Below are 14,533 nucleotides of genomic sequence, written 5' to 3'. Positions count from 1 at the left end.
TTCTGAACAATCATCACATTCATATAATTTAAAGCCTCGTTTAAAACCATTCTTATCATGACGATAGGCATATCTTTTGAATCCTAATCTTTTATTGTTCGGACAAATGAATTCATCGAATTCGGTCTTAGGGATTGATTCAACAATATCATTTACATGTTACCATTTATTGGGATAAGAACTGAAGTTTCCATTGGTAGAGTAAGTCGAGTCATGTTATATTCCCTATACATAAGGCACCTCGTTAATTTAGTTTAATGAAGTTTATTCAATTATACGAAAGTGCCTTATTTTTTAAGTGTTTGAATGTAAAATTACATATAAATAAAAAGTATTTTGGCGAGACTCTTGAGGGAACAGGACAAGCTGAAGACTACAGGCTGAAGCTGTCCCCTAAGAAAGCAAGCCAAGAATACGAAGTATTGTAAATAAAGAAGCCAGTAAATGAATTTATAAAAACTCATTTACTGGCTATTTTGCTAGGAATTATGTACCAGCCTTTTTTATTTAATCACTAATTATATTTCATTGTGTAACCGTAGTGATCCAAATTGAGATTTAATGTTTAAATACTTTTCTAGTTCATTTAATATTTGCATCATACTTGAACGTGATTTTAAAGATTGATGAGATTTAGGAAGTGGTAATTCGTCTAGTGATAAACGGATTTCATACAGTGAATGTAATCGTAAAGCAGTATAATCATTACTATTTACGTTATTACCAATTTCTGACATTAAATGAGATACATCAGTCAGTAATGGATCATCGACAGTGACTTGATTTAATAACAGTTTAATTCTACGCAATAATTCAAGTTGTTCTTGTCTCATATCAAAATAGTGATAATATGAATTTTCATTTCTAATAAAATGATTTTTAACATCTCTAAATGCGATAGATTTGGCCTTTCGAATGTCTAATTGGAGTTTTTCGAAAGATAAAGTAAGATCATTATTATAATTTGAGCAAGCTTCGCTATATGTCATAAAGATTTCTTTAAAGCCTTTTTCTATATCTTTCTTAAAAGAAACTAATGTTTTGTCTAAACTTGGCATAATTAAATTCATAATGAATGCGATTCCTAGTCCAATAGTTAATAAGAGTAATTCATTAATGATTAAATGTAAATTAATCGTAGTTGCATTGAAAACATGTAATAATATAACACAACTAGTTACAACACCCTCTTGAACTTTCAACATAACAGTTATCGGAATAAATAATAATACAATTAATCCCAAAACAATCGCATTCTGACCTAATAAGCTAAAAACCAATGAACCAAACAGTAGAATTAGTATACAAGATACAAATCTTGATACGATAGCTTGTACTGAGTGAACTTTAGTATGTTTAATACATAATACAATGAGGATAGCACTTGATGCATAATTATCAAGCCCCATCCATTTAGCTAAAATAACACCTAATGTGATACCTACTGCTGTTTTAAGCGTTCTTAGTCCAATCTTATAAGGATTTAACTTTAACATTAGTAAATCCTCTTATCTTTCGTCGCAATATTTATCAAATAGGCCTTGTAACTGATTAATAACATCCATTACATCATGGCCTTCAATTTGATGACGTTCAATCATTTCAGTGATTTTACCATCTTTAATTAATGCAAATGATGGACTTGAAGGTGCGTAACCCTCAAAATAGTCTCTAGCCTGTTGTGTAGCCTCTTTATCTTGTCCAGCAAATACTGTAACAAGTCTATCAGGTAGTTTATCATAGTGTAATGCATGTGATGCTGCTGGACGTGCAATTCCTCCCGCACATCCACAAACTGAATTAACCATTACTAATGAAGTACCATTTTGTTGTAATACTTTGTCAACTTCATCTGCAGTTGTTAATTGTTCATATCCCGCATTTTCAATTTCATTACGAGCTTGTTCAACCACGCCGTTCATATATAAATCAAAATTTAAATCCATTTTAATCACCTTTCAATCTTTTATTTATTCAATGCTATTCTACTAAATATAAGTGTTAGAGTTCAAACAGCTTGTCCATGGAATATGATATATCATTTTAAACTAGTAAATACTTGTATTTTCTATTGTGAATTGTTCAATACGTTCTTTAACTTGAGACATGAAGCGCCCTGTTTGAACACCATCAAGTATTCTATGATCAATCGAAATACACAAATTAACCATGCTTCTAATTGCAATCATATCATCAATAACTACTGGTTTTTTTACAATTGATTCTACTTGTAAAATCGCTGCTTGTGGATGATTTATAATTCCCATTGATGAAACGGATCCAAATGTACCGGTATTATTAACGGTAAATGTTCCACCAGACATATCTTCTTGGGATAATTGTTTGTTTCTTGCTTTAAGTGCTAGTTCATTTATCTCTCTAGCAATACCTTTGATTGATTTTTCATCAGCGTGTTTAATAACAGGAACATATAATTTATCTTCATCTGCTACAGCAATTGAAATATTAATATCTTTATGAAGAATAATTTCTTCTCCATCCCAGCTACTATTTAATAGTGGGTTTGATTTTAATGCTTCTGCAACAGCTTTTACAAAGAATGCAAAGAAAGTTAAATTATAACCTTCGTTCTGTTTGAACGAATTTTTATGATGATTTCTAGTTTTAACTAAGTTAGTTGCATCAACTTCAAGCATCATCCAACCATGAGGGATTTCAGTTACACTTGTCACCATGTTTTGAGCTATTGCTTTACGAACACCTTTGACTGGTATAGATTCACCAATTTGACTCTGATTAGAATCCACGTTGGATTTTGTAAGTTCAAAACTAGATTGTGAATTGTTATTTATTTCAGGTTCCTGATGACTTGAATTAATATAATTTTCAATATCTTTTTTAGTCACACGTCCTTCGAAACCTGTGCCAGGAACTAATGATAAATCAATATCATTTTCAGATGCAATTTTAAAAACTACTGGTGAATATCGACCGTTATTAAGTAATGATGCTTGTGTATGTGCATTTGTTTTAACAGAATGATGAACTTCTTTATCAGAAGTATTTTTTGAAGCCGATGCTGACGTTTCGACTGTTAAAGTATCATTACCATTTATATTTAAATTGGTTGAATCCTTAACGGTTTCAATATCGATATTTTTAGTGTTGGTAGAATTATCTGTTTCAGAAGTTTCAATTTTACAAATAACATGATCTATTTGAACTGTTTCACCTTCTGAAACTAAAATTTTAGTGATAGTACCAGATACAGTTGAAGGTACTTCAGCAGTTACTTTATCAGTAATTACCTCACATAAGGGTTCATATTCATCAACATAGTCACCCACTGAAATAAGCCATTGCTCAATAGTACCTTCATGAACACTTTCGCCTAGTTTTGGCATTTTTATATCCATAACTTTTCCTCCTTAAAATTGTGCAAGTTCTCGCATTTTTTCTAAGATTTTATCAGGATTCATCATAACTTCATTTTCAAGATTAGGAGAAAATGGCATTGAAGGAACATCTGGTCCAGCTAATCTCATAATAGGTGCATCAAGTTCAAATAAACAGTTTTCAGCTATGATTGCAGAGACTTCTGACATGACACTGCCCTCAAGATTATCTTCTGTTACTAATAAAATCTTGCCATTCATTTTAGCACGTTCAATAATTGTTTCTTTATCTAGAGGATAAACAGTTCTCAAATCAACTATTTCAACACTAATACCATCTGCTGCTAAAATATCAGCAGCTTGCATACAATAATTTACACACAAACCATATGTAAATACAGTTATGTCATTCCCTTCACGTTTTACATCAGCTTTTCCAAGAGGAACTGTATAATAATCTTCTGGCACTTCTTCTTTCAAGAAGCGATATGCTTTTTTATGTTCAAAGAATAATACTGGATCATTTGACTCAATAGAGGATAATAATAATCCTTTAGCATCATAAGGAGATGAAGGTATGACAATAGTTAGCCCCGGTGTAGACGCAAAGATGCTCTCGATACTTTGAGAATGATATAAACCACCATGTACCCCACCACCAAAGGGTGCTCTGATTGTGATAGGACATTGCCAGTCATTATTTGAACGATAGCGCATTTTAGCTGCTTCACTAATAATTTGATTAACTGCTGGAAGTATAAAATCTGCGAATTGAATTTCTGCAATTGGTCGTTTACCAATCATTGCTGCTCCAATAGCAGTCCCTACAATATTAGATTCAGCCAAAGGTGTATCTATTACTCTTTCAACACCATATTTGTCTTGAAGACCTCTAGTTGCACCAAAAACGCCACCTTTACGTCCTACATCTTCACCTAATATAAATACGTTATTATCATGTTCCATGGCTAGGTCTTGCGCTTGTTGTATTGCTTCAATATAACTCATTTTACTCATTGCCCATACCTCCTTCTGGGTCATAAACAAATTGATATGTTTCTTCTACAGATGGATATGGCGCTTTTTCTGCATCTTTAGTGGCTTTATTAATAATTTCTTTATGCTCTTGCTCTATATTGTCTAACCATTCTTGATTAATAATCTCTTTTTCTAATAAATAATCTTTAAATTTAAGGTTACAATCAAAAGTTTTTAATGCTTCTCTTTCTTTTTTCGTACGATATGTATCATCATCATCTGAAGAATGTGGTGTCATACGATGTGTTATAGCTTCAATTAGAGTGGCACCCTCACCATTTAGTGCACGTTCTCTAGCATCTTTCATAGCTTTATACATTGCTATCGGATCATCCCCATCTACTGTCTCACCATATATGCCATATCCTAAGGCTCTATCAGAAAGTTTTTCTGCGGCGTATTGTAATGTATTAGGCACAGATATCGCATATTTATTATTGATGATGACACAAACAAATGGTAATTTATGAACGCCTGCAAAGTTTAAACCCTCATGAAAATCTCCTTGATTTGAACTTCCCTCACCGACAGTTGCCGTAGCAATATTTGGTTTTTTATCCATTTTTAAAGCTAATGCAGCTCCAACTGAATGTGGTATTTGTGTAGCAACTGGAGAACTTTGTGATAATATGCCCTTTTCACGATGACTAAAATGGGAGGGCATTTGTTTTCCTCCAGAATTAATATCATCTTTTTTTCCAAATGAAGCTAGCATTGTATCATATGGAGAAATCCCCATAAAAGTAACAAATGCTAAATCTCTATAATATGGAGATGAAATATCTCCTTCTTTCATAGCGTATGCCATTCCTATTTGTGTAGCCTCTTGTCCTTGTCCACTAACAACAAATGGAATTTTACCTGCGCGGTTTAATAACCATAATCGTTCATCTACTTTTCTACCTAAATCCATCCATTTATAGATTTCTTTAAGGTCTTCTTCTGAAAGTCCGACAGATTTATAATCAATCATCTTTTATGTTCCTCCTGTTAAACGTGTATTGCTCTATTTTCTACTTTCAATCCCAATTCCATAAGTACTTCTGATATAGAAGGATGTGCATGTGTTGTCAGACCTAACTCAATTGCTGAACCATTCATAAATTGCAATAAAGAGGCTTCGTTGATTAATTCAGTAACCTGAGGACCTATCATATTAACACCGATAATTTCATTAGTTTCATCATTAATTATCATTTCACAAAATCCTCTGTCATTAGTAGTTTCCTCTATTACTGCTTTACCAATTGCATTAAAGCTTACTTTAAATGATTTGGTTTTAATGTTTTTGGCTTCGGCTGATTCTTTATTGTAACCAATTGAAGCAACTTCTGGGTGTGTATATATGCATTTCGGCATCTTGTCATAATTTAGAGGTAGGCCATTGCCATTAAACATGTGTTCAACAGCAAGTATTGCCTCTTTAGAAGATACATGTGCTAATTGAAGCTTACCTATGCAATCACCTGCAGCATAAATATGCTTATCTTCGGTTTGTAAAAAGTCATTAACAAGTATATTACCGTTATCATCAGTTTTAATTTTAGTATTATTTAATCCTATATCATCAGTATTAGGCTTGCGACCAATTGATACTAAAACTTTTTCTACTTCTATAGTTTTATCTTTATTTACTTGTATAGTTACAGAATGAGAGTTGACTGTAACTGCAGATTCATTTAAAGCGCAATTTTCATAGAACGTTACTCCTCTTGCTATAAGTGATGTTTTTAGAAAATTTGCAATTTGAGCACTCTCATTAGGCAAGATTCGTTCGCCAGCCTCTATCACACTAACATTTACACCTAAGTCAATTAATAAAGAAGCAAATTCAAGACCTATCACTCCACCGCCAATGATTGCTATGCTTGCAGGTAAATCTGTGAATTGCAATATGTCATTACTAGATAGAACTGTATTGTGATTGAAAGGCAAGAATGGTAATCGAGTTGGTAGTGAACCTGTAGCTATCAATACATTCTGATTAGGTAATAATTCAGATTCTCCATTATCATATTCAACTGAAATGGTACCACTTTGAGGTGAGAAAATAGATGTCCCCATAATTCTACCTTTGCCATTAAATATATCTATGTGATTTTTCTGCATTAAACTTTCAATACCTTGATGCATTTGATTAACAATTTTGTCTTTACGTTTCATCATAGATTTTAAGTCAAATGAATATTGACCAACATTCACTCCAAAATGAACTGAATCTTTAACTGTTCTTAAAATTTCAGCAGATTTTAATAAAGCTTTTGTAGGAATACATCCTTTGTGAAGACAAGTGCCACCCAACAAAGACTTCTCTACTATAGCTACTTTTTTACCTAATTGTGATGCTCGAATTGCCGCTACATAACCAGCGGTTCCTCCACCTAAGATGACTAGGTCATATTGCTTTTCACTCATAATTTTACTCCTAACTTGCTTTGCGATTGGATTTAATAACGTTAATCTGTAAGTGACTTTAAATTTTAAATGAATTTAGTAACTCAATGAGTAGGTTACATATAAAATTAAAATATTCATTTTATAATGCTAATATTTATTTTACAGCAATTATAAATATTAATAAATTCAATGAATTACTTACTACTTTTTCTTTGATTTTGGCTAATCATTTCTTTTGCATTTTCTTTAGTTAATTTAGTAACACTAGCACCAGAAATCATTCGTGCGATTTCATCAATTTTATCATCATTTTCTAATTCTTTAACTTGAGTTGTTGTACGATCATCATTGGATGCTTTACTAATTAATAAATGATGATTACTCATAGATGCAACTTGTGGTAAGTGCGAAATACATATTACTTGAATATATTCAGCTATATCTCTCATTTTTTCAGCCATTTTTTGAGCAGCTTGTCCTGACACTCCTGAATCTACCTCATCAAATAAAATTGCAGTTTGTCCCCTTGATTGTACAAAAATACTTTTTAGGGCTAGCATAATACGAGACAACTCACCGCCAGATGCAATTTTATTTAAACTTTTGAGTGGTTCCCCTTTATTAGGACTGATTAAAAACTCTACAAATTCTATACCATCAATTGTTGGTTTATCTAATAATTGGAATGAAATTTCTAAATTAGCATCTTTCATTTGTAAATTTTGTACTTCAGAAACGATATGATCTCTTAATGTTCGAGCTACTGAACGACGCTCTCTAGATAACACTTTGCCTTTTGACATCACTTCATTATATAATTGACTAATTTCCTCACGTAATTGTGATGTACTTTCTTCATAATTTTCGATTTTGGCTATTTCATTTTGAAGCTTATCTTTGTATGTAATTAATTCATAAATGTCTTTGCCATATTTCCTTTTAAGATTGTTTAATAAATTCATTCGTGATTCTAGCTCATTAAGTATTTGCTCATCAAATTCAGTGTTTGACATTTCATCATATAACTCGTGCTTAGCATCTTCAAGCGTGTAATAAAATTGATCAATATCCTCTTTTAATTTACTAAATTTATCAGGCAAAATATCATCTATAGATTGTAAATGAATACTTAATTCATATAGTCTATCTGTAATTGCATGCTCATCAGTCAAGGTGACATGCGCATTATTAAGCGCCATGCTTAGTTTTTCGGAATTTTGAATTCTACGTATATCGACTTCTAATTGCTCAATTTCGCCCTCTTTTAAAGAAGCTTCTTCTAATTCTTCATATTGAAATTTCATTAAATCCAAACGTTGAAGTAATGCTTGGTCTGCAGACTCTAATTCTTCTAATTCCTTTGTTTTACTTTTATATTGATTAAACACATTTTGATATTTTTCTTTAGTTGATAAATACTTGTCTTCTGCATAATCATCTAATAATTTTAAATGATACTTCTGTTTAAGAAGTGTCTGTGTTTCATGTTGACCATGAATATCTAATAGTTCTTGCATAACTTTTCGCAAATCTTGAAGCGTAACAATTTGATTATTCAATCTACAAATACTTTTACCAGTGCTAAATATTTCTCTTTTTACTAATAAGAAGTCCTCGTCGATTTCTATATCAAGATTATGAAGTATATGAATAACATCTTTATTTTCATCTATATCAAATATGCCTTCAATAATCGCTTTCTTTTCACCATGTCGAACATAATCTGATGATGCACGCATTCCAATTAACTGGCCAATCGCATCTATGATGATTGATTTACCTGAACCCGTTTCACCACTTAGAACTGTTAATCCATCTGAAAAATGAATTTCTAATTCATCAATAATTGCAAATTGTTTTATTGATAAGGTTTGTAACATGAATTCATCGCATCCTTATAATAAATTGAAAATTCTTGTTTTAATTGTATTACTTGCGTCTTCATCTTTACAAATTAAAAGGCAAGTATCATCACCACATATAGTACCGAGAACTTCATCCCAATCGATTTGGTCTAGTATAGCGCCAATAGATTGAGCGTTACCAGGTAAGGTTTTTAAGACGAGTAGATTACCTGTACCTTCTATATTCACAAATGAGTCCATGAGATAACGACCCAATTTTTCTAATGGATGGTATTTTCGATCATTAGGCAAGCTATATACATACTGACCTGATGTTGCAGGAACTTTGATTAACTGTAATTCTTTAATATCACGTGATACGGTAGCTTGCGTAACATTAAGGTCGTATTCATTAAGACGTTTTACTAGTTCGTCTTGAGTTTCTATTTGTTCACTTGAGATAATTTCTCTAATCTTTATGTGTCTCACAGATTTTTTTGCCATTATGAACACTCCTATTTTCGAATAATTATACAATGATTTTAACACATCATTTTTTTTACTACTACTATTGTTATTATGCATACTTAACTGATAACTGAATAATCGTAAATTGTTTTATTTAAATACTAATAGGTACAATTAGTTAATTTGTATTGAAAAAATGTATAAACGAATAAATAAATATGTAAACTAAAATTAGGATATAAATGTAATACCACAATTTAAAATAGTGTACTAAAACACCCTTCAACGCCAGTTTTTAAACAGTAGCTTTGAAGGGTTAATATTAATGATAATTAATGATCACGTGTGTAGAAAAGCTCAACGATATCTAATAGAGGTTTAATATCATAGTGAGAAGAAAGTTGTTCTATTGATTCTATGGCAGCATCTTTATGGAAATTTAATTTATTTTCAGCACCATCTTTACCTAATAAAGAAACATACGTACTTTTGTGATTTTCGATGTCACTACCAACTTTTTTTCCTAATTTAGATTCATCACCATATACGTCGAGCAAATCATCTTTAATTTGGAACATCAAACCCATATGATTACTAAAATCTTCAAGAGATTGTGATGTAGACTTGTCTACTTTAGCGATATCAGCTGCACTTAATACCGCGAATTGAAGTAATGCTCCTGTTTTAGCTTTATGTATCTGTTCAAGTGTATCCAAATCAACAGGTTTATCTTCACTTTGCATGTCTAATGTTTGTCCTCCGACCATACCTAAGTGACCACTGTTATGCGCTAATCTGGAAAGTATTTTAACTTTGACGTCAGATTCTAATAATTCATCATCAGCAATGATTTCAAATGCCTTAGTTAGTAGTGCATCACCAGCTAGAATAGCTTTCCATTCACCATAGACTTTGTGATTGGTAAGTTTACCACGACGGTAATCATCATTATCCATCGCAGGAAGATCATCATGAATTAAAGAATATGTGTGAATCATTTCCAATGCCAATGCAGTTTTTTTACCTTTTTTATAATCTTGATTTAATACATCTAATGTTAAAAATAAAAGAAGTGGTCTTATTCTTTTACCACCTGCATTGAGAGAATATTGCATACTTTCTTCTAGATTAGTATTTAGTGGTGAAGTTTCGATTACACCGTCAAGAGCACTATTAATTTGATCAATTAATTCATTCATTGACTTCTTTGCCATTTTCTTCATCCTCTGCTTCATTTTTAATAAGTTGATTTACTTTCTTTTCAGCATCTTTAAGTGTTGCATCACATGTTGCAGAAAGTTTCATACCACGTTGATATAACTCTAATGATTCTTCTAATGATACAGTCTCATTATCTAACTTTTGAACGATATTTTCTAATTCTTGCATCATTTCTTCAAAACTTTGTTGATCTTTACTCATGTTCACACCTAACCTTTTTAACGATGGCATCTACGCTACCATCTTTCATTGCTAATGTAATTTCATCATCTTTACTTAAATCCTGTGTACTTGTAATGACTTTATCATCTTTATTAATAATAGAATAGCCTCTTAACATAGTATTAGTAGGACTTAAATTATTTAATAGTTCAACTTTATTTTTGAGCTCTAATTTATTATTATGAATGTTTTTAATTGTTAGATTTGATAAAGTATTTTTTACATTCATTAGTTGCTTACTATTTTGTAATATAGTTTGATTTAATGTTTTTACATTAAAATTCTGATGAAGAACTTTTAATTGATATTTTTTATTCTCAATTTTGGATAATAATAATTGAGTTAGTTGTCTTTCTAAATCATCTTTGCGTTGTATCTGTTGATCGTATAATAATGAGGGTTGTTTAAACTTATAATAAGATGCTAAATGATCTAGTTGTTTATGTTGTTTTTCAAGATATTGTTTAATATACCTTGATAATGAAAATTGGTATTGCTTAATTTGTTGCATCAATTCGTACTGGTCTGGAGTCGCCATAACTGCAGCTTGTGTTGGTGTTGCTGCTCTGACATCTGCTACGAAATCACTGAGTGTAAAATCGGTTTCATGTCCAACAGCTGAAATAATGGGTGTTTGACACTCAAAAATCGCTTTAACAACATCTTCTTCATTAAAGTTCCATAAATCTTCTATAGATCCACCACCACGGCCTACTATAATAGTATCAACGCCAAGTGAATCAGCATACTTAATATTTTTTATAATATCCTCTTTGGCTTGTGTACCTTGTACTAAAGTACTTATTTGGATTTTATCGGCCAAAGGATATCTACTATTTATTGTAGATTGAATATCTCTAATTGCGGCACCAGTACCAGCAGTTAAGATTGCAATTTTCTTAGGGAATCGAGAAATAGGCTTTTTATGTTCATTATTAAAAAAGCCTTCTTTTTTTAATTTTTGTTTTAATTGTTCTAACTTTTGATACAAGTTCCCTATACCATCTAATTCCATTTTATTCACATAAATTTGATAATTTCCACGTCTTTCATATACTGAAACACGTGCTTCTAAAAGAACTTCATCACCTTCTTTTGGCTCAAAAGTAAGCTGACTCGCATTACCTTTAAACATCATTGCACTTATCACACTATCCTTATCTTTAACGTTGAAATAAAGGTGTCCACTTGAATGTTTTTTAAAGTTAGATAGTTCACCTTTTAGTAAGATAGATTGCAAGTGTGGGTCCTGATCAAATTTATATTTAATATATTTCGTTAAAGTTGTAACGCTTAAGTATTCAGACATTGTCATCACTCAAATTAATTATTTTATGTTACTCAACACACCATTTATAAATTTATAATGCTCATCGTCGCTAAATTGTTTTGCTAATTCTACAGCTTCATTAATGATTACTTTTGGTGGTGTATCACTATGCAATAATTCAAATGTAGCCATTCGTAATATTATTCGGTCTGTTTTTAATAAACGTTGAAGTGACCAATCTTTAAGATGTGGCTTAATAGTATCATCTAGAACTGGCTCATGATCTTTAACACCTGTTACTAACCAGTGTATAAAATCAAAGTCTAATTCAGGCTCATCATTTTTTATGAAATTAATGGCTTCATTTATTGTTAATTCTGTGTCTTTCATTTCTAACTGAAACAAAGTTTGAAATGCTTGCATTCTTGATTCTTTACGACTCATAAATAACTCCTTATTAAATGTAATCTATATATTATTCGACAGTAATATGCATGATGTGAACGTTAATTTCTTTTGGCTCAATAGCAGTCATCGTTTTAATTGAGTTAAAAATAGATGTTTGAATTTTGCTTGCAAATTTTGAAATATTTATACCATGCTTAATAGAGCAATATACATCAATTTGAATGCCATCTTCTTTAACATCAATTTTTAAATTTCTATTGAGGTTTTTACGACTTATTTTTTCAATGTTACTATTTTTCAATTCTGAAAAATGTCCAGTTACCCCTTCTACCTCTGAAACAGCTATACTTGCAACTACAGAAATAACTTCAGGTGCAATTTCAATTTTACCTAAGTTTGAATTTGAATAATCTGCTACTTTAACCATTTGGTTTAACCTCCTACTCCTCGTCATCCATAATATTATATTGTTCTAAGAAATTAGTATTAAAAGATCCACTTCTAAATATATCATTATTCATAAGTTTTAAATGGAAAGGAATTGTTGTATCGATTCCTAAAATTAAATACTCACTTAATGCTCTAATACCAGTCATAATTGCTTCATCACGCGTTGGTTCATGAACAATGAGTTTAGCTACCATAGAATCATAATATGGAGGAATTGTATAATTTGTATAACAAGCTGATTCGATTCTCACACCATATCCGCCTGGAGCTAGGTATTGTGTGATTTTACCAGGAGATGGCATGAAGTTCTTATATGGATTTTCAGCATTTATACGATATTCTATTGCATGACCATTGATAGTAATATCTTCTTGAGTGTATGTCAGTGCTTCACCCATCGCAACTTTTAGTTGTAATTTTACTAAATCAATGCCAGTAACCATTTCAGTGACAGGATGTTCAACTTGAATACGTGTATTCATTTCCATAAAATAAAATTGATTATCATTTAAATCATATATAAATTCAATAGTACCTGCATTTTCATAATTAACTGCTTTTGCGGCTCTTATAGCTGCATTACCCATCTCTTCACGTTGCTCATCAGATAAAATAGGCGATGGAGATTCTTCAACTAACTTTTGCATGCGTCTTTGAATCGTACAATCTCTCTCTCCGAGATGAATGACATTTCCATGTTGATCTCCAATAATTTGAATTTCAATGTGACGGAAGTTCTCAATAAATTTTTCAAGGTAAAGACCGCCATTACCAAAAGCAGTTTCTGCTTCTTGTTGAGTCATACGATAGCCATTCTCAAGCTCTTTCTCTGTTCTAGCCACTCGTATACCTTTTCCACCACCACCTGCAGTAGCTTTAATAATTACTGGATATCCAATTTCTTTAGCAATTTGTTTTGCATCCGAAATGGTTGTAACTAGCCCATCACTACCTGGAACAACTGGGACATTAGCTGCAATCATTTCTGCTTTTGCAACGTCTTTGATGCCCATTTTTTGGATAGACTCATAGCTAGGACCGATAAATTTCAATTGGCATGCTTCACACAACTCTGCAAAGTCACCATTCTCAGCTAAAAAGCCATATCCTGGGTGAATACCATCACAACCGGTTGAAGTCGCAATTGATAATATATTTGGAATGTTCAAATAAGAATCTTTAGACTGAGTTGGACCAACGCAATATGCTTCATCAGCAATTTGAGTATGTAACGCGTCTTTGTCACCCTCAGAATAAATGGCAACAGTTTGTATGCCTAAATCATGACAAGCTCTAATGATTCTAACCGCAATTTCTCCACGATTAGCGATTAAGATTTTTTTCATTATTTCACCTTAAATAACGGTTGGCCATACTCTACCATTTGTCCGTCCTCTACTAATATTTCAACTATTTCTCCAGTAACCTCAGCTTGTATTTCGTTAAATAATTTCATTGCTTCTAAGATGCACACTGTAGATTCATTGGTAACTTTATCTCCGACTTGAACAAATGCATCTTCTTCTGGCGATGGCGATTTATAAAATGTACCCACCATAGGGGCATTGATTGTTTGGTATGATGAATCATCTGTATCGATTTGATCATTATTTTGTGGAACAGGTGATTCTGTTGCACTTTGATTTGGTGTTGCCATCGTTGATGCTGCTGGTGCTAATGGTGTTTGTTGTGTATATTGCGGTGTAATTATTTCTGTCTCTTTCTGTTTTTTTAGGTTGACTACACTACCTTTGTTATCTTCAATATTAATTTCAGTTAAACTTGATTGATTAAGAATTTCGATTAATTCTTTTATTTCTTTAAAATTCATAAGTTACTGACTCCTTGAATTAGTTTTC

At 31.8% G+C, this 14,533-nt stretch carries 15 protein-coding genes; all 15 read right to left on the bottom strand.

The window, feature by feature from the left end; genetic code table 11:
- Positions 1 to 518: 518 nt before the first annotated feature.
- Complete coding sequence (locus HMPREF3134_RS10950; protein WP_070442878.1) at positions 519 to 1,496, bottom strand: aromatic acid exporter family protein; 978 nt, start codon at positions 1,494 to 1,496, stop codon at positions 519 to 521.
- Positions 1,497 to 1,508: 12 nt separating this feature from the next.
- Entirely contained in the window at positions 1,509 to 1,946 is a 438-nt protein-coding gene (gene brxB, locus HMPREF3134_RS10945) for a bacilliredoxin BrxB (protein WP_011275697.1), read from the bottom strand.
- A 102-nt stretch (positions 1,947 to 2,048) separates the two neighbouring features.
- Entirely contained in the window at positions 2,049 to 3,377 is a 1,329-nt protein-coding gene (locus HMPREF3134_RS10940; RefSeq protein ID WP_070442876.1) for a dihydrolipoamide acetyltransferase family protein, read from the bottom strand.
- A gap of 12 nt (positions 3,378 to 3,389) precedes the next feature.
- A complete protein-coding gene (locus tag HMPREF3134_RS10935; protein WP_070442873.1) occupies positions 3,390 to 4,373 on the bottom strand; it encodes an alpha-ketoacid dehydrogenase subunit beta in 984 nt (327 codons plus the stop codon).
- The gene (locus HMPREF3134_RS10930; RefSeq protein ID WP_070442870.1) at positions 4,366 to 5,367 is read right to left on the bottom strand and encodes a thiamine pyrophosphate-dependent dehydrogenase E1 component subunit alpha; all 1,002 of its coding nucleotides are present in this window, start codon (positions 5,365 to 5,367) and stop codon (positions 4,366 to 4,368) included. Before HMPREF3134_RS10930 ends, HMPREF3134_RS10935 begins: the two co-directional genes overlap by 8 nt.
- A gap of 17 nt (positions 5,368 to 5,384) precedes the next feature.
- Positions 5,385 to 6,809: a dihydrolipoyl dehydrogenase gene (gene lpdA, locus HMPREF3134_RS10925; protein WP_070442867.1), complete on the bottom strand. Its 1,425-nt coding sequence runs from the start codon at positions 6,807 to 6,809 to the stop codon at positions 5,385 to 5,387.
- A gap of 176 nt (positions 6,810 to 6,985) precedes the next feature.
- Positions 6,986 to 8,671: a DNA repair protein RecN gene (gene recN / locus HMPREF3134_RS10920; protein ID WP_070442864.1), complete on the bottom strand. Its 1,686-nt coding sequence runs from the start codon at positions 8,669 to 8,671 to the stop codon at positions 6,986 to 6,988.
- Between the two features lie 15 nt (positions 8,672 to 8,686).
- A complete protein-coding gene (gene ahrC / locus HMPREF3134_RS10915) occupies positions 8,687 to 9,139 on the bottom strand; it encodes a transcriptional regulator AhrC/ArgR (RefSeq protein ID WP_037550574.1) in 453 nt (150 codons plus the stop codon).
- Positions 9,140 to 9,435: 296 nt separating this feature from the next.
- Positions 9,436 to 10,317 (bottom strand): polyprenyl synthetase family protein, encoded by an 882-nt coding sequence (locus tag HMPREF3134_RS10910; RefSeq protein WP_070442861.1) that lies wholly within the window; start codon positions 10,315 to 10,317, stop codon positions 9,436 to 9,438.
- Positions 10,295 to 10,525, bottom strand: coding sequence for an exodeoxyribonuclease VII small subunit (locus tag HMPREF3134_RS10905; protein ID WP_070442858.1), 231 nt, complete (start codon positions 10,523 to 10,525; stop codon positions 10,295 to 10,297). The genes HMPREF3134_RS10910 and HMPREF3134_RS10905 overlap by 23 nt, the downstream gene beginning before the upstream one ends.
- The gene (gene xseA, locus HMPREF3134_RS10900) at positions 10,518 to 11,855 is read right to left on the bottom strand and encodes an exodeoxyribonuclease VII large subunit (protein ID WP_070442855.1); all 1,338 of its coding nucleotides are present in this window, start codon (positions 11,853 to 11,855) and stop codon (positions 10,518 to 10,520) included. Before xseA ends, HMPREF3134_RS10905 begins: the two co-directional genes overlap by 8 nt.
- A gap of 18 nt (positions 11,856 to 11,873) precedes the next feature.
- Positions 11,874 to 12,260, bottom strand: a complete 387-nt coding sequence (gene nusB, locus HMPREF3134_RS10895; protein WP_070442853.1) for a transcription antitermination factor NusB — start codon at positions 12,258 to 12,260, stop codon at positions 11,874 to 11,876.
- 31 nt (positions 12,261 to 12,291) lie between these two features.
- On the bottom strand, positions 12,292 to 12,651 hold the full coding sequence (locus HMPREF3134_RS10890) for an Asp23/Gls24 family envelope stress response protein (RefSeq protein WP_011275686.1): 360 nt from the start codon (positions 12,649 to 12,651) through the stop codon (positions 12,292 to 12,294).
- A gap of 13 nt (positions 12,652 to 12,664) precedes the next feature.
- Positions 12,665 to 14,020 (bottom strand): acetyl-CoA carboxylase biotin carboxylase subunit, encoded by a 1,356-nt coding sequence (accC, locus tag HMPREF3134_RS10885; protein WP_070442851.1) that lies wholly within the window; start codon positions 14,018 to 14,020, stop codon positions 12,665 to 12,667.
- Positions 14,020 to 14,505 (bottom strand): acetyl-CoA carboxylase biotin carboxyl carrier protein, encoded by a 486-nt coding sequence (gene accB, locus HMPREF3134_RS10880; protein WP_070442849.1) that lies wholly within the window; start codon positions 14,503 to 14,505, stop codon positions 14,020 to 14,022. Before accB ends, accC begins: the two co-directional genes overlap by 1 nt.
- Positions 14,506 to 14,533: the final 28 nt, after the last annotated feature.

The organism is Staphylococcus sp. HMSC14D10 (assembly GCF_001808125.1).
Lineage (GTDB): Bacteria > Bacillota > Bacilli > Staphylococcales > Staphylococcaceae > Staphylococcus > Staphylococcus haemolyticus.
This window is presented reverse-complemented; position numbering and strand designations above follow the sequence as displayed.

Bases quoted from the DNA above. Each gene is read 5' to 3' on its own strand.
- HMPREF3134_RS10950 (WP_070442878.1), bottom strand. From the start codon at position 1,496: ATGTTAAAGTTAAATCCTTATAAGATTGGACTAAGAACGCTTAAAACA.
- brxB (WP_011275697.1), bottom strand. From the start codon at position 1,946: ATGGATTTAAATTTTGATTTATATATGAACGGCGTGGTTGAACAAGCT.
- HMPREF3134_RS10940 (WP_070442876.1), bottom strand. From the start codon at position 3,377: ATGGATATAAAAATGCCAAAACTAGGCGAAAGTGTTCATGAAGGTACT.
- HMPREF3134_RS10935 (WP_070442873.1), bottom strand. From the start codon at position 4,373: ATGAGTAAAATGAGTTATATTGAAGCAATACAACAAGCGCAAGACCTA.
- HMPREF3134_RS10930 (WP_070442870.1), bottom strand. From the start codon at position 5,367: ATGATTGATTATAAATCTGTCGGACTTTCAGAAGAAGACCTTAAAGAA.
- lpdA (WP_070442867.1), bottom strand. From the start codon at position 6,809: ATGAGTGAAAAGCAATATGACCTAGTCATCTTAGGTGGAGGAACCGCT.
- recN (WP_070442864.1), bottom strand. From the start codon at position 8,671: ATGTTACAAACCTTATCAATAAAACAATTTGCAATTATTGATGAATTA.
- ahrC (WP_037550574.1), bottom strand. From the start codon at position 9,139: ATGGCAAAAAAATCTGTGAGACACATAAAGATTAGAGAAATTATCTCA.
- HMPREF3134_RS10910 (WP_070442861.1), bottom strand. From the start codon at position 10,317: ATGGCAAAGAAGTCAATGAATGAATTAATTGATCAAATTAATAGTGCT.
- HMPREF3134_RS10905 (WP_070442858.1), bottom strand. From the start codon at position 10,525: ATGAGTAAAGATCAACAAAGTTTTGAAGAAATGATGCAAGAATTAGAA.
- xseA (WP_070442855.1), bottom strand. From the start codon at position 11,855: ATGTCTGAATACTTAAGCGTTACAACTTTAACGAAATATATTAAATAT.
- nusB (WP_070442853.1), bottom strand. From the start codon at position 12,260: ATGAGTCGTAAAGAATCAAGAATGCAAGCATTTCAAACTTTGTTTCAG.
- HMPREF3134_RS10890 (WP_011275686.1), bottom strand. From the start codon at position 12,651: ATGGTTAAAGTAGCAGATTATTCAAATTCAAACTTAGGTAAAATTGAA.
- accC (WP_070442851.1), bottom strand. From the start codon at position 14,020: ATGAAAAAAATCTTAATCGCTAATCGTGGAGAAATTGCGGTTAGAATC.
- accB (WP_070442849.1), bottom strand. From the start codon at position 14,505: ATGAATTTTAAAGAAATAAAAGAATTAATCGAAATTCTTAATCAATCA.